Origin of the sequence: Halobellus marinus (genome assembly GCF_032113415.1) — an archaeon.
Lineage (GTDB): Archaea > Halobacteriota > Halobacteria > Halobacteriales > Haloferacaceae > Haloquadratum > Haloquadratum marinus.
Genome location: NZ_CP134946.1, coordinates 2,589,436 through 2,609,550, shown reverse-complemented (window position 1 = coordinate 2,609,550; position 20,115 = coordinate 2,589,436). Strand labels below are relative to the sequence as shown.

General features: G+C 64.2%; 24 protein-coding genes. 10 read left to right on the top strand and 14 right to left on the bottom strand.

Annotated elements, in window-relative coordinates:
* The first annotated feature begins 197 nt into the window (after nucleotides 1–197).
* Nucleotides 198–437 carry a DUF7120 family protein gene (locus tag RJT37_RS13015; protein ID WP_313685095.1) on the top strand — a complete coding sequence of 80 codons (240 nt, stop codon included), beginning with the start codon at nucleotides 198–200 and terminating at the stop codon, nucleotides 435–437.
* Nucleotides 438–595: 158 nt separating this feature from the next.
* Here RJT37_RS13015 and RJT37_RS13010 read toward each other — a convergent pair whose 3' ends face one another.
* From RJT37_RS13010 to RJT37_RS12985, 6 genes are all read right to left on the bottom strand, one after another.
* Entirely contained in the window at nucleotides 596–2,062 is a 1,467-nt protein-coding gene (locus RJT37_RS13010; RefSeq protein ID WP_313685093.1) for an MATE family efflux transporter, read from the bottom strand.
* A complete protein-coding gene (locus RJT37_RS13005) occupies nucleotides 2,059–2,694 on the bottom strand; it encodes a TetR/AcrR family transcriptional regulator (RefSeq protein ID WP_313685091.1) in 636 nt (211 codons plus the stop codon). Before RJT37_RS13005 ends, RJT37_RS13010 begins: the two co-directional genes overlap by 4 nt.
* 185 nt (nucleotides 2,695–2,879) lie before the next feature.
* On the bottom strand, nucleotides 2,880–3,479 hold the full coding sequence (locus tag RJT37_RS13000; RefSeq protein ID WP_313685090.1) for a DUF7998 family protein: 600 nt from the start codon (nucleotides 3,477–3,479) through the stop codon (nucleotides 2,880–2,882).
* A 63-nt stretch (nucleotides 3,480–3,542) separates the two neighbouring features.
* Entirely contained in the window at nucleotides 3,543–3,863 is a 321-nt protein-coding gene (locus RJT37_RS12995; RefSeq protein ID WP_313685089.1) for a CGCGG family putative rSAM-modified RiPP protein, read from the bottom strand.
* 80 nt (nucleotides 3,864–3,943) lie between these two features.
* Complete coding sequence (locus RJT37_RS12990) at nucleotides 3,944–4,345, bottom strand: SRPBCC family protein (protein WP_313685087.1); 402 nt, start codon at nucleotides 4,343–4,345, stop codon at nucleotides 3,944–3,946.
* An 8-nt stretch (nucleotides 4,346–4,353) separates the two neighbouring features.
* Nucleotides 4,354–4,587 (bottom strand): DUF2249 domain-containing protein, encoded by a 234-nt coding sequence (locus RJT37_RS12985; RefSeq protein ID WP_313685085.1) that lies wholly within the window; start codon nucleotides 4,585–4,587, stop codon nucleotides 4,354–4,356.
* A gap of 174 nt (nucleotides 4,588–4,761) precedes the next feature.
* On the opposite strand from RJT37_RS12985, the gene RJT37_RS12980 reads away from it, so the two are divergent.
* Both RJT37_RS12980 and RJT37_RS12975 read left to right on the top strand, forming a co-directional pair.
* Nucleotides 4,762–5,190, top strand: coding sequence for a universal stress protein (locus RJT37_RS12980; RefSeq protein ID WP_313685083.1), 429 nt, complete (start codon nucleotides 4,762–4,764; stop codon nucleotides 5,188–5,190).
* 63 nt (nucleotides 5,191–5,253) lie between these two features.
* Complete coding sequence (locus RJT37_RS12975) at nucleotides 5,254–6,480, top strand: MFS transporter (RefSeq protein ID WP_313685081.1); 1,227 nt, start codon at nucleotides 5,254–5,256, stop codon at nucleotides 6,478–6,480.
* 37 nt (nucleotides 6,481–6,517) lie between these two features.
* On the opposite strand, the gene RJT37_RS12970 is transcribed toward RJT37_RS12975, so the two are convergent.
* Nucleotides 6,518–7,159, bottom strand: coding sequence for a helix-turn-helix domain-containing protein (locus RJT37_RS12970; RefSeq protein ID WP_313685079.1), 642 nt, complete (start codon nucleotides 7,157–7,159; stop codon nucleotides 6,518–6,520).
* 123 nt (nucleotides 7,160–7,282) lie between these two features.
* Between RJT37_RS12970 and RJT37_RS12965 the strand changes: the two genes are divergently transcribed.
* Nucleotides 7,283–8,014 carry a halocyanin domain-containing protein gene (locus RJT37_RS12965; RefSeq protein WP_313685077.1) on the top strand — a complete coding sequence of 244 codons (732 nt, stop codon included), beginning with the start codon at nucleotides 7,283–7,285 and terminating at the stop codon, nucleotides 8,012–8,014.
* Nucleotides 8,015–8,187: 173 nt separating this feature from the next.
* Here the strand turns inward: RJT37_RS12965 and RJT37_RS12960 are convergent, their stop codons facing one another.
* The gene (locus RJT37_RS12960; protein ID WP_313685075.1) at nucleotides 8,188–8,556 is read right to left on the bottom strand and encodes a helix-turn-helix domain-containing protein; all 369 of its coding nucleotides are present in this window, start codon (nucleotides 8,554–8,556) and stop codon (nucleotides 8,188–8,190) included.
* A 196-nt stretch (nucleotides 8,557–8,752) separates the two neighbouring features.
* Between RJT37_RS12960 and RJT37_RS12955 the strand changes: the two genes are divergently transcribed.
* A complete protein-coding gene (locus RJT37_RS12955) occupies nucleotides 8,753–9,907 on the top strand; it encodes a multicopper oxidase domain-containing protein (protein ID WP_313685073.1) in 1,155 nt (384 codons plus the stop codon).
* Between the two features lie 162 nt (nucleotides 9,908–10,069).
* Nucleotides 10,070–12,349 (top strand): nitric-oxide reductase large subunit, encoded by a 2,280-nt coding sequence (locus tag RJT37_RS12950; RefSeq protein ID WP_313685071.1) that lies wholly within the window; start codon nucleotides 10,070–10,072, stop codon nucleotides 12,347–12,349.
* Between the two features lie 189 nt (nucleotides 12,350–12,538).
* Here the strand turns inward: RJT37_RS12950 and RJT37_RS12945 are convergent, their stop codons facing one another.
* On the bottom strand, nucleotides 12,539–13,732 hold the full coding sequence (locus RJT37_RS12945) for a TIGR04053 family radical SAM/SPASM domain-containing protein (protein WP_313685069.1): 1,194 nt from the start codon (nucleotides 13,730–13,732) through the stop codon (nucleotides 12,539–12,541).
* Nucleotides 13,733–13,857: 125 nt separating this feature from the next.
* Between RJT37_RS12945 and RJT37_RS12940 the strand changes: the two genes are divergently transcribed.
* Together RJT37_RS12940 and nirK are read left to right on the top strand one after the other, a co-directional pair.
* On the top strand, nucleotides 13,858–14,127 hold the full coding sequence (locus tag RJT37_RS12940) for a DUF2249 domain-containing protein (RefSeq protein WP_313685067.1): 270 nt from the start codon (nucleotides 13,858–13,860) through the stop codon (nucleotides 14,125–14,127).
* 220 nt (nucleotides 14,128–14,347) lie between these two features.
* On the top strand, nucleotides 14,348–15,421 hold the full coding sequence (nirK, locus tag RJT37_RS12935) for a copper-containing nitrite reductase (protein ID WP_313685065.1): 1,074 nt from the start codon (nucleotides 14,348–14,350) through the stop codon (nucleotides 15,419–15,421).
* Nucleotides 15,422–15,604: 183 nt separating this feature from the next.
* Here the strand turns inward: nirK and RJT37_RS12930 are convergent, their stop codons facing one another.
* From RJT37_RS12930 to RJT37_RS12920, 3 genes are all read right to left on the bottom strand, one after another.
* Nucleotides 15,605–15,910, bottom strand: a complete 306-nt coding sequence (locus RJT37_RS12930; RefSeq protein WP_313685063.1) for a cupin domain-containing protein — start codon at nucleotides 15,908–15,910, stop codon at nucleotides 15,605–15,607.
* A complete protein-coding gene (locus tag RJT37_RS12925; protein ID WP_313685061.1) occupies nucleotides 15,910–16,338 on the bottom strand; it encodes a cupin domain-containing protein in 429 nt (142 codons plus the stop codon). The genes RJT37_RS12930 and RJT37_RS12925 overlap by 1 nt, the downstream gene beginning before the upstream one ends.
* A gap of 76 nt (nucleotides 16,339–16,414) precedes the next feature.
* Nucleotides 16,415–16,723 (bottom strand): hypothetical protein, encoded by a 309-nt coding sequence (locus tag RJT37_RS12920; RefSeq protein WP_313685059.1) that lies wholly within the window; start codon nucleotides 16,721–16,723, stop codon nucleotides 16,415–16,417.
* Nucleotides 16,724–16,811: 88 nt separating this feature from the next.
* On the opposite strand from RJT37_RS12920, the gene RJT37_RS12915 reads away from it, so the two are divergent.
* A complete protein-coding gene (locus RJT37_RS12915; protein WP_313685057.1) occupies nucleotides 16,812–18,158 on the top strand; it encodes a hypothetical protein in 1,347 nt (448 codons plus the stop codon).
* A 298-nt stretch (nucleotides 18,159–18,456) separates the two neighbouring features.
* Complete coding sequence (locus RJT37_RS12910; protein WP_313685055.1) at nucleotides 18,457–19,137, top strand: DUF1405 domain-containing protein; 681 nt, start codon at nucleotides 18,457–18,459, stop codon at nucleotides 19,135–19,137.
* Between the two features lie 29 nt (nucleotides 19,138–19,166).
* Here RJT37_RS12910 and RJT37_RS12905 read toward each other — a convergent pair whose 3' ends face one another.
* Entirely contained in the window at nucleotides 19,167–19,799 is a 633-nt protein-coding gene (locus RJT37_RS12905; protein WP_313685053.1) for an IS6 family transposase, read from the bottom strand.
* A gap of 144 nt (nucleotides 19,800–19,943) precedes the next feature.
* Complete coding sequence (locus RJT37_RS12900; protein WP_313685051.1) at nucleotides 19,944–20,102, bottom strand: hypothetical protein; 159 nt, start codon at nucleotides 20,100–20,102, stop codon at nucleotides 19,944–19,946.
* Between the last annotated feature and the right edge of the window lie 13 nt (nucleotides 20,103–20,115).

The following is a 20,115-nucleotide window of genomic DNA, read 5'->3' as shown; positions in this document are numbered from 1 at the left end:
CCGGCGACGGTCGCGCCCCGGTGGAGAGATCAACCGCCGGACGTGTCTGACATACCTCCTTTCCCGAGGTCGCAATACCGCGTTTACCATTGTACGCTGTTCGCCGCTCATCGAGCCGATAGGGCGGGCGGCATCACCGCCGAGAACGAACGGCCGAAGCCGGAGACTCAAGTACCCGGGGGACAAAGGCGCTGACAATGCCAATCGTGGAAGTGACCCTCCCGGACGAACTGCTCAGCGAGTTCGAACAGCTGGTCGACGAGGAGTTCGTCACCGAGGAACAGGCGGTCGAGGAACTGCTCAGTATGGGTATCGACGCGTACAACGTCGATGTCGTGGACGACGACGAACCCGGAGACGACTTTATGGAGGGCGCGGAGAACAACCTCTTCGATACGGCCTCGGACCCCGGCGGCATCGACGACGACACGCTGTAATTCGGGGAGATCCGGTTCGATCTCGGCGTAGCCGCTCACTGTTCCACAGCCGAAGTCGCAACTGATCGTATATAACTGAAGTTCTCGTCACACGGTCGGAGCGACTGCTTACCCGAGTCCCCGGGAACGATCTTCGATCGCTTCGCAGTCCCTCAGTGTCAATCGTCCGCCGGCGTCGGCCCCCGCACGGACCCGGTCTGCCAGGTCCCACGGCGGTACCACGCGAATGCGATGAGCGCCCCAGCGACGTTCGAGACCGGGAAGGCGAGCCAGATCCCCGGTGGCCCCCAACTGAGCGAGACCAGGTACGCGACCGGGATCCGGATGAGACCGAGCATCACCACCGAGATGGCCGCGGCGGTGAGCGTCTTGCCGGCACCGCGGAAACTGCCGGTGTACGCGCGCATCACACCGATGAAACCGAACGACGGCGCTACCCACCGGAGGAAATCCACCCCGACGCGGATCACCTCGGGATCGTTAGTGAAGATTGCCACGATCGGTTTGGTTGCGACCAGGGCGACGACCCCGAGTCCAGTCAGCAGCAGGAACATCACCTTCGCCGCGAAGTCGGCGGCCGTTCCCGCGCGATCGGGCTTCTCGGCCCCGATATTCTGCCCTGTCATCGTCTCGACGCCGCGGGCGACTGCGATTGCCGGGAGGAAGATGACCGAGAAGATCCGGACGCCGATCCCGAAGGCGGCGACGACCGTGGTCGGAAACATCCCGACGACCAGAAGAAGGAGGTTCACCGACAGCGCCCGCCCGGTTCCCTCGACGGATGCCGGAATGCCGATGTCGAGGAGGCGCCGCAGGTAGGTGAGGTCGGGCCGCATCTGCCGCGGATAGATTTTCACGCCGCGGACGCCCTGGAACATCACGCCGATGCCGACGATGAACGCGAGTGCGCGGGAGAAGATGGTCGCGATCGCTGCACCGGTGATCCCGGATCCCGTGTAACCGGTCGCTGCCAGGAGCGACGTCTCGACCCCTCTGATCCCCAACATTCCGAACAGCGGGTTCCCCTCGAACCCGAAGATCAGGATCGGATCGATCGCGATGTTCAGGACCACCGAGCCGAACATTACGAGCATCGGCGTCACCGTGTCCCCGTACCCGCGCATCAGCGCGATGAAGACGAAGAAGCCGAACATAAACGGCATCCCCGCAGCGATCACCTGCATGTAGCCTGTTGCGAGCGGCAGTACGTCCGGTGATGCTCCGAGGAACGCGATGAACGGGCCGACACCGAAGTAGCCCACTACACCGAGCAGGATCGAGCCGAGGATCGAGAACGCGACCGTCTGCGACGCCGCGTACTCCGCCTCCGACTCCTCGTCGGCGCCGATGTGCTGGGCGACGAGGACGCTCCCGGCCACGGACAGCCCCATCCCCATCGAGATCAGGAGAAACACCATCGGGAACGCGAAACTGATCGCGGCCAGCGCCTCAGTGCTGTACTGACCCAGCCAGAAGGTGTCGGCGAGGTTGTAGGCCGTCTGCAGCAGGTTCGTGATGACGATCGGCAGGGAGAGATAAAACAGCGGCCGCCCGATCCCGCCGCTCGTCAGGTTCAGATCCTCGGGCCCCTTGAAAACGGAGCTGAACCACTCGCGAGGGCTCATTCGGCTGCGCCTCCTGAGTCGGTCTGCCCCGTGTTCGACGCGTCCGAGTCGTCTCCAGGATCCGACTCACAGCACACCATTTCGTCGATGTACGCGTCCAGGGCCGCCGTCGACTCCTCGACCGGGTGGCCGGCGCCGACGTGTCTGGTCTGTACCCCGTTGACGAACGTCGTGAGAAACGAGGCGACCTTGTCGGGATCGACGTCGTCGCGGAACGAGCCGTCTTCGATCCCCTCCTCGACGATCGTTCGGACCGCCGCGGCGAAGGTGTCGTCGAAGCGGCGAAGCCGCTCGCGGAACGCGTCGTCGTACGGCGATTGGGCCTTGATCTCCAGCAACGCCGTCTGAAACGCCGGCGCGTCGCTCTGCCGTGTGACGATCGAATCGACGAGCGACCGGAGTTTCGCTTCCGGTGTCGCTCCCTCCGGATCGGCGATCCGTGCCTCGAACCGCTCGTAGAGGTGATCGAGAAACGCGAGGAGGAGATCGTGTTTGCAGTCGTAGTGGTAGTGGATCGACGCTTTGCTCAGATCGGTCTCGTCGGCGATATCCTGCATCGTCAGCTCCGCATAGCCGTGTTCGCAGAGCGCGCGGTGGGTCGCGTGGAGGATCTCGGTGGGGGCGTCAGTCATCTGGCGGTGAGAGGGTTAGTATCCAAACTGACTGTCCGGTCAGTCAAAAAGGGTTCGAAATCCGGGGTCTATGCGGCACGCTCTCATCCGTCTCGAGTGGCTCTGCTATGGGTGAGTTACGGATAGAAGGGGACACAAAACGGGCGCGCGGCGGCCAGAGAGTATGTCGGGTGATTGCGCGGAGATCAGAACGGTGCGTCGGGGCCGTAGCCGGCCTCCTCCGGCCCCTCGTCGCCGATTCCCGGTGAGATCTCGTCCGAGGAAGGCATCCTCCCGGATTTCGGAGTCGGATCGTCCGGAATCGCCCCGGTCTCCCGAAAGGCCGCTTCGAGATCGGCTAACTGCTCGTTGATCCGTTCGGCCTCGTTGTGCATCGGGTGGACCCGGATGCGGACCAGTTCGTAGTCGTGCCGGTCGGCGAGGCCGTTCCAGGCGCGGAAGGAGCCGATGGTGAGCGTGTGACTCTGCGGACAGAACGGCGTCGTCGGCGTGAACTCGGCCCGGAGGACGTCTGCAGACTCCTCCGCGTATCGGTAGCCCGCCGACGGATGCCGTGTGTCTTGGTTCAGACGGGCCAGGTTGTAGCCGAAGGTCATATCGTACACCGTCCGCTCCTCGAAGACCTCCCGGGCGATTTCGTGCACTGCCAGGTGATCCTCGCCGGTGAGGACCTGTTCGTCCTCCAGGAATGGACCGGGATCGGGGACGTGTTCGGGAACGAACTCCCCGGCGTCGTCGAAGAGGTCCGCCTCGTCGCTGCCGAAGGGGGAAGGGATTCCGACCATACCCTACCTGCGGCCGCGAGCCCGGTAGGGATACTCGCGAATATGTTCGGATCCTCGCCCTACTTACGTGTAGACGCGGACGACGTGGCCGCCGCAGCCGCACTGATCGACGTACTCCCACTCGACGGCGTCATCGTAGGACTCGTCCAGCGCCTCGTAGAGGTACGTCTCCGGATGCCCGTGGTCGCCGTGCGTCACGAGATTGACGTGGTTGTCGGGTGCGGTGTGTTCAACTGCCGAGAGCGCCTGCTCGACGAGGTACGCTCTGTCCGCGGCGTGTTCCGGGCCTTCGAGGTTCGCCGACCACGAATTGTCGTGCACGCGGTCTGTGACGGGGTCGGCAGCCTCGTGGCCGTGGTCCTCGGCGTCTGTGTCGGTTGACATACGCACTACTTGGGGCCACTCACCGACGAGGCTTCCCCCGAATATGTTCTGATGGCTGTGTAGGCTGCCGAGTTGTCGGGCTACTCCAGATAATCGAGCTGCGCGGTGAGTTCCCGTCGCCGCTGCCGCTTGATCACCGTCGCGTCGAGGAACGAGCCGATGATGGCGGCGTCGAGGGCGAATTCGGTCTCCGCTTCGATGACTGTCGATCCGTCGCCCTCGGTCACGGTGTACGTCGTCGTCATCTCCTCGAAAATACCGTCGACCTGCCGGTAGGCGAGGTCCGCGTCCGGATCGTCGTAGAGTTCGAGGAACAGTTCGATCGTCACGGGGCCGACTTCGTTGGCGATTTCGACGCTGGAATCGGTGTGGCGAACCTCGTCGAATCCCGCCGCGAGCATAAACGGCTCGATGTTGTGCATCCGCTCTCGAACAGCGTCGGCGTCGCGAGCCACCTCTCGGCGGACGGAGACTCGTTCCATCCTTGCGGTTACTTTTTCGGGAGTCGGGCGACGAACTCGGTGGCTCCGCGCTGTTCGACCTCGTAGGCGTCGGCGTCGAAGTCCTCGACTTCCGCCTGGAACTCGTAGAACAGCGGCTTCGGTTCGTGGTCGTTGACGATTTCGAGGGTTTCGCCGCTGCCCAGAGCCTGGAAGGCGTCGTGGATCTTCGGATGTCGTTCCGAGGGCGGGACGTCCCTGATGTCGAGTGTCGTGGCGGCCATACGGACTACCATTGTCTCCTGCCGCAGGAACCTCTGTGGGCGAATATGTTCGAGCAGCCCGTTCGATTCGGAATCTCACATTCTCTCGGGCCCGAGTGAGGGCACTCGTCGGTCGGTGACTTCGGAGGGTGACTCCCTCCCCAGGATTTTATTATCGGCTTCCGATTGTGGGCTATGGAATACGACCGAATCCTGGCGCCGACAGACGGCAGCGAGCCGTCGGATCGCGGCGTCGATCGGGCGATCGAACTGGCCGCCCGGTTCGAGGCAACTATCCACGCGCTCTACGTCATCGACCAGGGCGGTCGGCCCGGTGACTGGGATATCGCCGTCGAACGACAGGAAGCGACGGGCGAAGCAGCGCTGGATTCCGCCGGGGAACGGGGAGCGGCCGCCGGGGTCGAGGTTGAAAAGCATCTGCGTCGCGGCACCCCCGCCGAGGAGATCCTCGCGTGCGTCGACGAGGCCGACATCGACCTGATCGTGATGGGTACCCACGGATGGAGCGGGATCGACCGACTCCGCCACGCGGGCAGTACGACCGAACGGGTGATCCGCGGCGCGACGATCCCGGTGTTTGCGGTTCCGCCAGACGAAGATTGATACTCACTGTCGTGGTCCACGGGGACTGTTTTATATTTAACAGGCAGGCGAGACATTCGGCCGATGGCCGGGAGCGACGAAACTGACGCCGACGGGTCGGAGATGTGGGGACTAAGTCGCGCGAGGACCGCTGGGTTGGTCCTCGGCGCGAGTCTCGTCTCGATCGGACTCGCTGCCTACGAGATCGTTCCCGCGAGCGTCACGCCGCTGATCCGCGAGTCGCTGGGCGTCGGATCGACGCGGGCAGGGTTTCTCGTCGGGATTATGTTCGGGACCGCCGTCGTGGCGAGTCTGCCGGCCGGCGCGGTTCTCGACCGGACCGACTCCCGGCGAGTGATGGCGCTTGCCGTCCTGGGGCTGGTCGTCGCCGGGGTCTGGGGGTGGGTCGCGGGCAGGAACGGCAACTACTGGTCGGTGATCGCCTCCCGTGCGGTGGGTGGTGTCGCGTTCGTGGTCGTCTGGAACGCCGGCATCGACATCGTGAGCCAGGGAGCGAGCCCGGAGAACCGCGCCACGGTGGTCGGTGTCTTCACTGCGAGCGGGCCGATCGGGTTCGCGCTGGGGCAGAGCACCGGACCGATCGTCGCCGGCCGGTTCGGTTGGCCCGCGATTTTCATCGCGTACACGGGCGTCGCACTCGTCGGACTCACCATCTTCTGGCCGATGAGCCGCGGTCTCGGCGCCGCTCGGGGTGAGACGCCCTCGCTTTCGGAGTTCGGAACGGTCCTGCAGAGCGGCACCGTCTGGCGGATCGGCACGCTGGGCTTTCTCAGCTACGCCCTGTATCTGTTTATCAACAGCTGGGGGTCCTCGTACCTCACCGGAGAGATCGGCCTCTCACTCGCCCTCAGCGGCGCGCTTGTGGCCGTATTTCCGGCTATCGGCGCGCTCTCGAGGGTCAGCAGCGGCGTGCTTTCCGACCGCGTCTTCGGCGGCAAACGACGCCCAGTCCTGATCGGCTCGTTCGGACTGGCGACGCCGCTGATGTTCGTGTTCACCCAGTTCGGCACGATCCCGGTGCTGATCGCGATGCTCTTTCTGTCGGGCTTTGCGATCCAGTTGACGCTGGGGCTCTCGTTTACGTACGTTCGAGAGATCGTGGAGCCTCACGTCGCGGCGACGGCCGTCGCGTTCCAGACCAGCGTTGGGCTGGCAGGCGCGTTCCTGTCGCCCATCGCCGGCGGAGCTGTCATCGATGCGGCCGGCTTCGACGTCGCGTTCGCGCTTGCCGGCGGGTTGGGTGCAGTCGGCGTGCTGCTGGCGTGGCGCGCTCCCGAACCCTCTCTGTGACGAGTCCGCGCCCGCGAGAGTGCGAGAATCCGGGCTCTCAAACGATTTCCGCTTCTTCCCGACCAATGAACTTCTTCATCACTTTGCCTTCCGCGCGGTGGAGTTTCTCGCTCGTCGTCGACTTCGCGAGCCCGACCTTTTCGGCCAACTCGGTGAGCGTACAGGTTCTGGGAGTGTCGTAGTACCCATGTTCGATCGCGGTTTCGAGCAGGTCGTACTGATCCTCTGTGAGCAACGACTGGGTATCGATCGACTGCGTGATCGAGATGAGTTCGAACGGAATTCCGAACCCGTCGAGCAGCGAACCCAGTTCGGAGAGTTTCTCCCGCGGCGCGGTCAGTTCGACCGTCACCTCGCCGTCGACGATGGTGATCGGTAGCTCGAGCGGGATGCCGGCCTCGCTGAGCGACTGGATCAAAAGCGGCTCCGTCGTCTCGAACTGGACGAGCGCTCGATCCGCCTGCGCCTCTAAGATCGTGACAGACACGACCGATTCGTACCCGTCGATCGTCGTCACAATCGGTTCGATGTCGTCGTCGGAGATCTCGACGAGCCCGACACCCGTTTCGTCTGCGGGCATCGCTGCGAGGACAGTGAACTCGGCGGCCGGATACTGTCGGGACAGCGCCGAGACCCATACTTGTTCGGGGAGGTCGAGCGAAAGTGTTGCCCGGGGCATCGTTGTCGGTAGCTACTGGACGCCCGCTGAGTAAAGTACCTGCGAATATGTTCGGGCCAGAACGATCTGAGCGGGAACGGTCGGCCGGGTTATCCCCGTGAGGAGCGTATCATCTCCCAGCCAATGACCGCAACTGAACCCCCTGTTCCGGAGTGCGACGACGATCAATCAGCTGTCACGGACAGCCGAAGCGAAGAGCGGACAGACGACCGAACGATATCCCGGCGTGGCGCGCTCCGTGCGATCGGTGGCGGCGTTGCGGCAACCGCTGCAGCCGGTGCCGTCCCGGCGACGGCCAGCGCCCAGTCGGACGGGACCGACCTGGAGGCGTGGTTCGACAACGTCTCTAACTACGACGGCGTCGTCGACCGGACCGAAAGCGACGCGGTGACAGTGGAGGTCGGCGTCGAGGCCAACGACGGGGCGTTCGGATTCGGCCCGGCGGCGATCCGCGTGACTCCGGAAACGACCGTCACCTGGGAGTGGACGGGGGCGGGCAGTTCCCACAACGTCGTCGACACCGACGGCGCCTTCGAGTCGGAGCTGGTCGATGAAGCGGGGCACACGTTCGAACACACTTTCGAGAGCGAGGGCACGTCCACGTACGTCTGCGTCCCCCACGAGACGCTGGGAATGAAAGGCGCAGTCGTCGTGAGCGAAAGCGGCGGGAGTGGAGACGGCTCCGGCGGCGGAACCGAATCCGTCGCCGCGCCGTTCGGCGATCCCGGGGCGCGCCGACTCGGCGGCCTCGTGCTCGGCGGCGTCTTCGCCCTCGCGCTGGCGTCGCCGGGGCTGTTCGGCCTCTTCGTCTTGTTGAAAGAGCGATCCGGCGGAGCAGATCGAGTGAACGAGTGATACGGGCTGCTCTCGTCGCTTCCCGGCGATCACCGCCAACGGGAGTGGCGATCGGCGGTAATCGGTGAGTGCAGTCAGTATGATACTGTCGGCCGGAAACTGCCGGAACATTCTTTCGCGTCAGCGACAGTAATCGCCCCGTTCAGCGGCACTACCCGTCCCGACCGGCGGCGTTACTCGTCCCGGGATTCAGCGCGCACTTTGCCCCAGAGCTCCGAAAGCTGTTCTGCGGCCGATCGCGACGGCGGCGTGACCTCCAGTTCCAGATCGCCCTTCGGGTTTCGCACCACAACCTCCTCGAAGTCGACCGTATACCGTGCGGCCTCTTCCCGGTCGTGTTTCCGGAGGAGGCCGGCCTCGACCATCCGTTCCAGTTTGCCGTACACCGTCGACCGCGGGAGATCGCAGGCCTCGGCGATTTCGGCGGCCGTCATCGGCGTATCGAGCGAGCGGAGCACCTGCTGACACTGTCCGTTTTTGAGCGCAGCGAACACTGTCGACGGATCGGGCTCCAGCGCGTCAGAGAGTGGGTTTTCGGACATCAGTTCGGTGGGGACCGGGCCTCCGTTATCGTCGGAAGGGACCGGGTGTAAGGGCTACGGTCGATCCTGGTGCGCTTACGCGTGTGCATTCGACCGTGAACCGGTTCGGCGCTACCCCGAACATATTCGATCTCCTCCGGACGGACTGGAAGCGGATCGACCTTATACGGCTTTCCCACCCTCAGCATCGAGTGTAATGGGAAGATACGTTGGCGCACCCGGATCGACGATGTCCCGTCGCGAGTTCGTCGCCGCCACGGGCGGCGGGGGTATTCTCGGTCTTGCGGGCTGTACCGCACCGACGAACGATCGGCGGCAGGACGCGCTGGACAAAGAAACCGCCACCGCGGCGGCACAGGACGCCTCACTGCCGGCGACGAGTCCGCCGGAGGTAGTGAACGTAGACGAGCAGGGCGGATCTGTCACGATGAAATCCCTCCCCGCTCGGCACTCGGCGCATCCGCTCGAAACGATGGGCGGACCGGTCGAACTGCCGCAGGTCTGGGCGTTCCAGGCCGGCGACGGCGACCCGAGCGTTCCGGGGCCGATCCTCCGGACAACGGAGGGAGAGGATATGGAGGTCACCCTCGACAACACCGAGGGCAAGCGGCCGCACACGCTACACTTCCACGGCGTCCGGAAGGCCTGGAAGGACGACGGCGTCCCGACGACGACGGGCATCCGCGTGGACGCGGGCGAGAAACACACGTACACCATTCCGGCGAACGTTCCCGGAACGCACCTGTATCACTGCCACTACCAGACCCACCGGCACATCGAGATGGGGATGTACGGCATCTTCCGGGTCGACCCGAAGGGCTACGAACCGGCCGACCGGGAGTACTTTATGACGGTCAAAGACTGGGATTCCCGGCTCTCGCGGATGATGGCCGGCGAGGACGCCAGTTACGACCCCCGGAATCGCAACCCCGACGTCTTCACCGTCAACGGCAAGAGCGCGCCGCGGACGCTGCACCCCGAGGACGGGTCGCCCATCATCGTCAGCGAGGGCGATCAGGTCCGGCTTCACCTGGCCAACAACGGCTATATGAGCCACCCGCTGCACATCCACAACCACCGGTTCCAGCTGACCGAGAAGGACGGTGGTACGATTCCCGAGAGCGCTCGGTATGATATGGACATCACGAACGTCGCGCCCGCGGAACGGCACACCATCGAGTTCACCGCCGATGCCGAACCGGGGATCTACCTGCTGCACTGCCACAAGGTGAACCACGTGATGAACGGCGGCTTCTACCCGGGCGGAATGCTCGGCGGCGTCGTCTACGAGGACGCGATGGACACCGATATCTTCGCGCAGTTGATGGAGTACGCGGGCTACGAAGGCTAGCAGCGGAACCAATCCGGCCCGGAATCGACGACGACCGTCTTCCGGTTTTTGGCGGCAGGTCACACTCCGCTTCCGGAGTGAAACGAATATGTTCGGCGTGTCGCGGCCGATTCGAAAATCGGTCTCCCGTTTGTATACCGTCCGTCCCGGACCTCCACGTGTATGAAGCTCCGACGCAAAACGATCGCGAAAGCCATTGTCGCCGTATTCGTTTTCAATCTCGTCGTGATGGGGGCTGGCGCCTGGTTCGCCTACCAGGAGGCGCCGCCGATCCCCGAGGAAGTCGTCGGGCCCGACGGCGAGGTTGTCCTGACGGGCGAGGAGATCCGCGACGGCAAGCGGACGTTCCAGAAGAACGGTCTGATGAATCACGGCTCGATCCTGGGCAACGGCGCGTACTACGGGACTGATTACACAGCCGACGCGCTGGCGCTGAAGACCCAGTATATGCGCGAGTACTACGCGCAGGAACGCCACGGTCAGTCCTACGACGACCTCAGTTCCGCGCAGCGGGCCGCGATCGGTGACGTCGTGAAACAGGACCTCGACGGCGCCTACGACGGCGCCATCGAGTACTCCGCGGCCGAACTGTACGCCCACGAGCAGGTCCGCGAGGAGTACGTCGAGCGGTACCACGAGGGCTCTCACGAGCGCGGCGTGCCCAAATCGATGATCCACTCCGCGTCCGACGCCCGCGACTTCGCGGACTTCGCGATGTGGACCGCGTGGTTCTCTCACACCGATCGGCCCGGGAGTTCCCACTCCTACACCAACGACTGGCCCTACCAGCCCGGCGCCGGCAACGACGCCACGCCCGCCGCGATGACCTGGAGCGTCATCGCGATGGTGCTGCTCGTCGCTGGCGCGGGCGCGGGCATCTGGCTGTACCGCTCGGTGGAACTGCCCGAACCGGAGGCCGACGGCATCTCGGTCCCCGAACCCGGGGACGTGAGCGTCTTCCCCAGCCAGCGCTCGGCGCTCCGATTCGTGCCGGTCGCCGCCGGGTTGTTCCTCGCCCAGGTCCTGCTCGGCGGCTTGCTCGCGCACTTCTATATCGAGCGTGCGGGCTTCTTCGGGATCGAGAAGCTGTTCGGCGTCCACATTCTGCAACTGCTCCCCTTTGCAATCGCGAAGACCTGGCACATCGACCTCGGGATCCTGTGGATCGCGGCGACGTGGCTGGGCGCGGGACTCTTTCTCCCGCCGCTCTTGACGGGCCACGAGCCCGCGAACCAGTCGACGTACGTCGACGGCCTGCTGGTGGCGATCGTCGTGGTCGTCGTCGGTGGCCTCGCCGGCATCTGGTTCGGATCCAACGGCTACATCGACGGGGAAATGTGGTGGCTCCTCGGCAACGAGGGGCTCGAATACCTCGAAGTCGGGAAGATCTGGCAGTTCGGCATCCTCGTCGGCTTCGGAATCTGGGCGGTCCTGGCGGTCAGAGGGCTGAAGCCCTTGCTCGACCGGGAACCGCTCTACGGACTGGCGCATATGATCCTCTACGCCGGGGGCTCGATCGCCCTGCTTTTCACCGCGGGGTTCCTCTTCACGCCCTCGACGAACATCGCCGTCACCGAGTTCTGGCGGTGGTGGGTGGTCCATATGTGGGTCGAGGGCGCCTTCGAGTTCTTCATCGTCGCCATCGTCGGGCTGACGCTCGTCTCGATGAACCTGCTGTCGCGTCGCAGCGCCGAGAAGGCCGTGATGCTCCAGGCGCTGCTCGTGATGGGGACCGGCGTCATCGGCGTCTCCCACCACTACTGGTGGATCGGGATGCCCGATATGTGGGTCCCCATCGGGAGCGTCTTTTCGACGCTCGAACTCCTCCCGCTTGTGTTCATCCTCTACGAGGCGCTCGGCCAGTACGGCGCGATGTCGGCCGACGAGTTCCCCTACCGGCTCCCCTTCCTGTTCATCGTCGCCAGCGGCGTCTGGAACTTCGTCGGGGCCGGGGTGCTCGGCTTCTTCATCAACCTCCCGCTGATCAACTACTACGAGCACGGGACCTACCTCACGGTCGGTCACGCCCACGCGGCGATGTTCGGCGCGTTCGGCTTCCTGGCGCTCGGGATGGTCACGTATATGCTCCAGATCGCGATCGAACCCGACCGCTGGGACGGCTCGTGGCTGCGTGCGGCATTCTGGTGCTGGAACGTCGGCCTCGCGCTGATGGTGTTCGTCTCCGTGCTCCCGGTCGGGTTCCTCCAGCTCGAGGCGGTGTTTACCCAGGGGTACGCCGCGGGACGCAGTCTGGCGTTCTACAATCAGCCGATCATCCAGTCGCTGTTCTGGGCGCGGCTGCCCGGTGACACGCTCATCATCCTCGGCACCGCGATCTACGCGGCCGACCTGATCAGGAAACGGTTCGTCCTTCGCGTCTCCGAGGAGGATCCGACCGTCGACGATATGGCGGTCGCGGAAGGCGTGCTGAGCGACGACTGAACCGGGTTCCTCGTTTTCGCTGCCGCACCAGTCTCCGTCCGCTTCCGCCGAGCATTTTTATGCGATAACGAGGCCACTGTCTCCGTGACGTAGGAACCACCCCGCGTCGGGCAGCGATCGTTCGGCACACCGACGCGGGACGCGACCGTGCCGACTGTTCGCCAAAACGGTGTCGCGGAGAAGCTGCCGTCAGTCCGCCCATCCCGCCGGCATCGATCCCTCGTACCCGTCTGGTACGTAGGCACACAGGGGATCACTCGCCAGGGGGTCACCTGTGTACGCGTACGCCCGGGAACGGCTGCCGCCGCAGATGTGGCGGAACTCGCAGGCCCCGCACTTCCCGCGGAACTCGTCGGGGTCCCGAAGCGACTCGAAGAGGTCGCTCTCGCGATAGCGTTCGACGAGTCCGCCGTTCCGGACCGACCCCGCCGACTCCGGGAGAAATCCGGACGGATACAGCTCCCCGGTGTGGCTGACGAACGCGAAGCCGTCGCCTGCTCTGATCCCGAGTCGGCGGCCGATCTCGTCGGCAGACGGCGCGTCGCTGGCGTCGCGTCGGCGCTTGATGGCGACACGCCGGTAGTGCGGCGCCTCCGTCGTCTTCACACCGAACGGCGCGTCCTCGCTCACCGTCGAGAGCCACGTCAGGAGTTCCTCCGCCCGCTCGGGGGAGACCGGATCGAGCACGCGGCCGCGTCCCACCGGGACGAGGAAGAACACCGACCAGAGCACGGCCCCGAGGTCGGCGACGCGGTCGCGAAGGGTCGGCAGATCCCCGGCTGTCGCCGCACAGACGGTGGTGTTGATCTGCAGCGGGATCCCGGCGCGCGTGGCGGCCTCCGCTGCCTCGATGGTCTGTGCGAAGCTCCCGGATTCGCCGCGGAAGTCGTCGTGGGACGCCGCCGAGGCGCCGTCGAGACTCAACGCCAACCGCTCGATCCCCGCCTCGGCGAGTCGTTCGATCACTTCCGGCGTCAGCGACGACGTTCCACTGGGGGTCAGCGTCATCCTGAGTCCCTGCTCGGTCCCGTATTCGACGAGTTCTATCAGATCGGGACGGGCCAGCGGGTCGCCGCCGGAGAGCACGACGAGCTGGCCCTCCCCGAAGGCCCGCGCCTGGTCGAGCAGCCGTTTTCCCTCCTCCGTGGTGAGTTCCGCGGGATCCCGCGCCGGTTGGGCGTCCGCCCGACAGTGGTCGCAGGCGAGATCACACGCCTGCGTCACCTCCCAGACGAGGACGAACGGCCGACGACTGGTATCGATCGCGCTCGGATCCGGTGGTTTCCTCGGTCGACTTCCACCGTCACCCGGCGGTCCTGCTCGCTCGGATCCCGTACTCGAATCAGGCTTCGCTGTCCCTGATTGATCCTGAGGCGCAGTCATATAGATGAGCGTACGACCTCGGGGGTCCAGATAGGTATGCCGAATATATTCGACTGCGATCCGCACCACCGTGGAGAACATATTCGGCGTCGCTTATCTGAGGATCGGCGGTCTATCTCCGGTGTATGAATCCCGAAACCTACCTCGCGGACGTCGACGTCTCGGCTGATCGCGCAATCGACTTCCTCGACGCGCGTGACCTGCCGCCGCCGGAACCGCTCCAGGAGACGATGAATCGCCTGTCTGACCTCGATGAATCGAGCGTGTTCGTCCAGCTCAACGACCGAGTCCCGCAGTTCCTCTTCCCGAAACTCGACGACCAGGGGATCGCCTACCAGACCGTCGAGACCGACGAGGGCGTCGTCACCGCCATCTGGCGCCCGGCGTCCGAATAGGATTGATCGAACGACTCCGTCGCTTCGGTGAGACCCGACTGATCTCGAAATGGAGCGTATGTGTGGTCCAGAAGCGACGACTGTTGATCGTTCGTCCGCTTTCTCCGGATTTTCTATTAATGTGCGAGCAGAATATGTTCGTGCTATCCCATAGAGAGGAGAACCGACCACCTCTTATACGCAATCCGGGGTCCTTCGTCCAAACAGAGGTTGAACACAAATGCTCGAAGTCACCCGACGCCGGACGTTACAAGCCCTCGGACTCGGCGGCGCTGCATCGGTCGCCGGCTGTGCCTCGAACGCACCGACGGCGGGCGGATCGACAGCGACGACGGTCCAGGACACCAGCACACCAGCGCCGACCGACGTCGACCGGATCGCGGCGGATCCGACCGACATCCCCGATCCGATCGATCGGGACGCGCCGACGGAACACGACATCACGCTGCGGTCCGAAGAGGTGACCGCCGAAATCGAAGACGGCGTCACCTTCACGTATATGACCTACGGCGGCCAGGTGCCCGGACCGTTCATCCGGGTGCGCCTGGGCGACACAGTGAACCTGACGTTCGAGAACCCCGAATCGAACTCGCTGCCGCACAACGTGGACTTCCACGCCTGCGCCGGCCCCGGAGGCGGTGCCGAAGCGACGACGACTGCGCCCGGCGAGTCCGCAGAACTCCGATTCCAGGCCACCTACCCCGGAGCGTACATCTACCACTGCGCCGTCCCGAACCTGGACATGCACATCAGCGCCGGAATGTTCGGGATCATCCTCGTCGAACCCGAAGAGGGAATGCCCGAGGTCGACCACGAGATGTATCTCGGCCAGCACGAACTCTACACCGACAAGGCGGCCGGCACGGACGGCCACCACGAGTTCGATATGGAAGCGATGCGGAACGAGGAGCCGTCGTACGTCCTGATGAACGGCGAGAAGTACGCCTGGACGCCGGGCGTCCACGGCCCGGCTGTGACGGCCGAGACCGACGAGACCGTCCGGGTATTCTTTGTCGACGGTGGGCCGAACCTCGCGAGCAGTTTCCACCCGATCGGCAGCGTCTGGGAGAAGCTCTACCCGGACGGCTCGCTAAGCACGGAGCCACAGACGCACATCCAGACGCGTGAAGTCCCGCCGGGCAGCACGACGATCGCGACGATGAACTCGCCGGTCCCCGGCGACTTCAAGATCGTCGACCACTCCCTCTCGCGGGTCGCACGGAAGGGCTGTATGGCGGTCGTCCGCGCCGAGGGCGAAGAACGGCCGGAGATCTTCGACGCCGATCCGGAGTGAGGCTGACCAGCACCGGCGGCGGTGACCTGTCGCCGTCTGCAGTTGCCACAGCCACTGGAGAATCGTCCTCGAAACGTCCGCTTTTGCGCTGACGGTCTCAGTTCAGCGGCAGTCGGTCGACCGCCGCCGGAGTCAGTAATCACGTCGCTGTCATCGACGTCGAGCGAACCCCGGCTCCGTCCGCTATTCTGTCGCGCGAGTAGCCAGAACGACAAGCGCCGTACTGGACTCCGTTGCAACCGGCGAAATCTCTCGCTCGCCGTCGAATCTGGCGATATCGCCAGCTTCCAAGGAGTGCGTCTCTTCGTCGAGGTGTAGCTCGATCGCCCCTTCCAGCAGGTAGAGGACGACGTCGCGGCCGGGATGGGTGTGCGGGTCGACCCCCTCCCCGGCCGCGAGCGTCAGTCGGATCGTCTTCGGCTCCGACGACGGGAACACGTTTGCGTGCGGTTGTCCATCGAGCGTCGCGAGATGCTCGATCTCCGTCATCAGTCGACCTCTGTTCCTTGCGCGGCGGATTCCTCGTCGACTTCCCGATCCGAGAGCGATGGCTCGAACTCGTCGTTCCGCAGGCCGCGTCTGACGGGTTCGTGCTCCGCATCCGTCGGAGGTGGTGCGGTCACGAGCAGGGCTTCCAGCCGCTCGCCCTCGTCCGCGAGTATCCCTCGCCGCGTGCCGGCTTCGATCGCGACAACGTCGCCGGGGCCCACGCGGTGCTCCCGCTCTCCCTCCCTGACGAGTCCGCCCCCGGTACGGACGTCGACGACGACGTCACTGTCGGGCGCGTGCACCGGGATGAACTGCCCGGGCTCGAAGCAGGCGTAGACGACTTTGCTTCCCTCGCTTCGGAACACGCCGTTGGCGCCGAAACCCTCCGCGACGTAGTCCCGAGATCCGTCGATGTCGATCTGTGGCATCGTTTGTCCCGAGGGGCCAGGGCGGGATCGGCGTTCGCACGAACATATTCGGCCGTTACCTCACCCTTCGACGGCTTTAATCGACGACGTAGGACTGATGTTCGCCGCGCGTCTCGCTGTCGACGAACTGGTGTCTGGTGGTGTCGCCGAAAGTACCTGCCGAGGAGCCATCCGCCTCGTCGCGGTCGTACACCTCGTTAGCACCGTAGCAGCCGTGTTCCTCGAAGAGTGCGATCAGGCCCGATGGAACCTCGCTTTCGTCCGATTCGAGATCGACAACCAGCAGGCGATCGGTGAAGCTTTTCGCGATGAACGCATCTGCGACCGCGTCGTACTCACACGCTCGCTCGGCGAGGGTTTCGAGTTCCGCCTCCCGGTCAGTCATCGTCGAACGGACGCCGCCGACGGGCCTAACGCTGTTCACGAACATATTCGCCCGGATATACAGGCGGCTTCGCCACTGAGACGTCGATATGGGCGCGATACCTGCAGGGGTCGAGACGGACGCGGGGCCGCCGACGGCGATTCCGCTACGGCACTTCCTCGTCGGCCTCGGCTTTCTCCTGGCCGGCGCGGTCGTGGGCGTCCTTTCGTCGCTCGGCGTGCTTCCCGGGACCGCTGCACTCGCGCACGTGCATCTCCTTCTTGCCGGGTGGGTGTGTGTCACGATCCTCGGCGCGATGACGCAGTTCGTTCCGGTCTGGTCCGGCACGACGCTGTACTCCCGGCGTCTGTCGAGACTGCAACTGTGGGCCGTCACCGGCGGGCTGGCGGGCTTCGTCGGCTGTCTGCTCGGCGGCTACTACGCGTGGCTGCCAGTCTTCGGCGGCGTGTTGCTCGTCGGGTTCTGGACCTTCGTCTACAACGTCGGGCGGACGCTGCTCTCTGTCCGTCCGTGGGACGTGACGGAACGGCACTTCGCGCTCGCGCTCGGATTCTTCCTCGTCGTGACGGCCTTCGGTCTCGTGCTCGCGGTGGGCTACACCCGACCGGTCCTCGCGGATCTCCCAGTCTCGCGCTCCGGCCTCAGGGATGCCCACGCGACGCTTGCGGTTTTCGGTGCCGTCCTGACGACCGTCTTCGGCGCCCTGTACCAACTCGGCACGATGTTCACCCAGTCTGATCTCCACGGCCTCGACATCCCGCTGCAACGGTTCGAGGAAATCGGGTATCCGATCGGCGTCGTCCTCCTTGCGACCGGACGGCTGTTCGAGGCCGCGCTCGTGGCTCGGGTCGGCGGGGTGTTGGTCGCCCTCGGCGTCGCGTCGCTGGGGCTGGTTCTCGGCCGTCGCCTCGTCGAGACCGCCGTCCAGTGGAACCCGATGCTGCGACGGTACGCTGTTTCTGCCGTCGCGATGATCCTCTGGACGGTGCTCGCCATCCCCGCGTGGATCGCCGACCCGCTGGACCCGGCGGCGACGTTCGGCGCGGCCGGGACCGCTCATCTGCTCCTCTTCGGCATCGTGGGCTTCGTCGTCGCGGGCACGCTGTATCACGTCATTCCCTTCATCGTCTGGGTCGATCGCTACAGCGACCGGTTGGGGTTCGAGTCGGTGCCGATGATCGACGACCTCTACGACGACCGACTGGCGCGGATCGATCTGGCCGCGCTCGTCGTCGGCTGTGGGCTCCTCGTCCTCGCGGAGGCGCTTCCCGCCCCGATCCTCGGATCGCGAACGACCGCCCTGCTCCTTTTCGCCGGGAGCCTGTCGACCGTCGGGTTCGCGCTCTTTGCGGGTAACCTGTTCTTGACGATCCGCCGCCACGCATCCGGAGGGACGCCGTCTGCCGACGGTCCAGGCGGCTCCGAGTTCAACTGATACTGATTACTCTCACTGTTTACCGCCGAGCGCAACCCTCGTTGACGGCGCTCGGCGGGAAGAGACGAGAGTAATCAGTATGAGCGGATACGGCCACCGGGAACCGGAGGCGGTGATTCTAGACGGTCTGCCGAGACGCTGCGCTCTCCGTCAACTCTTAACGCTGCGCCGTCGAAGTATCGGCCGTGTCCGACCGAGACGTCGACGCCTCGCGGCGACGCCGACGGCCAGTTGGTGTCGATCCCGTTAGTATCGCTATCCCTATAGCTGAGCCGCTCTCCCGGACCCAGTAACCACGATGGCCTCGCTCCCCGCTGCAGACGATCTCCCGGCATATCTCGCCCCGTTGCCCACGCGGATCGAAACGCTCACACTCCGGTTCGCCTGGGTGATCGTCGCCATCAATCTCGCCGGCACCGCGTTCGGATTCTGGTACTACCGGTTTCAGCTCATGAACACGGCGCCGGTGATGTGGCCTTTCGTGCCCGACAGCCCGGTAGCGACGCTTCTGATGATCGCGAGTCTCGTGTCCTGGCGGATCGGGCGGAACCGGAACTGGATTCACGCCCTGGCGTTCGTCGGAAATCTCAAGTACGGCTTTTGGGTGGTGATTGTCCAACTCACGATCAACAACGTGCTCGCTACCGGGGACCCCTATCACTGGTTTCTCCTCGTCAGCCACTTCGGGATGGGGCTGCAGGCGTTCGTGATCTACCGATACGCGGACTTTTCCGTTCCAGCCGTCGGCGTCGCCGCTGGCTGGTTCGGGTTCAACGACGTCGTCGACTACTTTCTCCCCATCGTCGGCACCTATCACCACTCGTACTTCGGGCCGAGACTGGTCGGTCCCGGCGACCACGACGTCCTCGCACACGACATTGCTGCTGCCGCCGCAGTCAGTCTGACGCTCCTCGCGACGTTTCTCGCACTCGCGGTCCGCGTCCGACGACTCGAATCTACGAGCGGCCTCGACGGATAAGACCGCGAGATCATCAGGTCGTGTTAATTTTAGCGTGAGTTGTGACGGACAGCGAGGGCTTGGAGCCACGATTCTGCTGTCGGTGGGTTGATATGGCTAAAACTCGTTGCAAACGAAGACGTTCGTCGTTCTATTTCCCAAAAGACACGTTCGATGGCATTCCGATTCCCGTGTGAAATCATCTGGAATCGGTATCCGTCTTCATCAAGGACATTGACTAAGTAATCGGCATCGTCGACGAGAAACTCGACTCCATCCAGCTGATATCGTCGATGTAGATCGGCCAGAAACCATCGCGTTGTCTGTTTTGTTGTCGTCGGAAATAGTCTGAACTGCAATATTTCGTTTGTTTCGGGATCGACGGCACCGTACAGCCAGTAGTCGTCGCCGTTGACGCGGATCACTTTCTCGTCCACCGCGACCTGATCCGCAGTTACCGTTGAAATCGGCTGTAGATCAGCCTTGTGCACCCAGTTGTGAACAGCGACGTGACTCCGCTGGACTCCCAACTCATCGAGAAACTGACTGGCATCCCTTGTTGACATACCTGCAAGATGACACCGGATGCCTACTTGAATCGCCCACTCGGGAGTCCGCTTTCGCTCCACAAACGACAAGTCGATCCACTCGATACATCCGCTGAGGCGTTCGGATTCTGCCATAGACACTCAGAACTCGAACGCCTCATCCTCTAACTTAACGCGACCGATCATCAGCACCGAAACGGCCACGGGTGCTGATCTCAAGTAGTCGTCACCTAAATTCGACTGTTCCGAACCCTGACACCTCGAAGGTACTGCCGCGGATCAGTCTTTGAGCGCCTCGATCCGCTCTTCGAGGCTGTCGATCGCGTCTTCGACTTCGGACTGGGCCTCTTCGGTTATCTGTTCGGCCTCGGCTGTGGCGTTGTCGACCGCCTCGCGAACCCGCTCGAACGCTTCGTCGATACTGTCTGAGTCGCTCATTGCGAGTCGACGC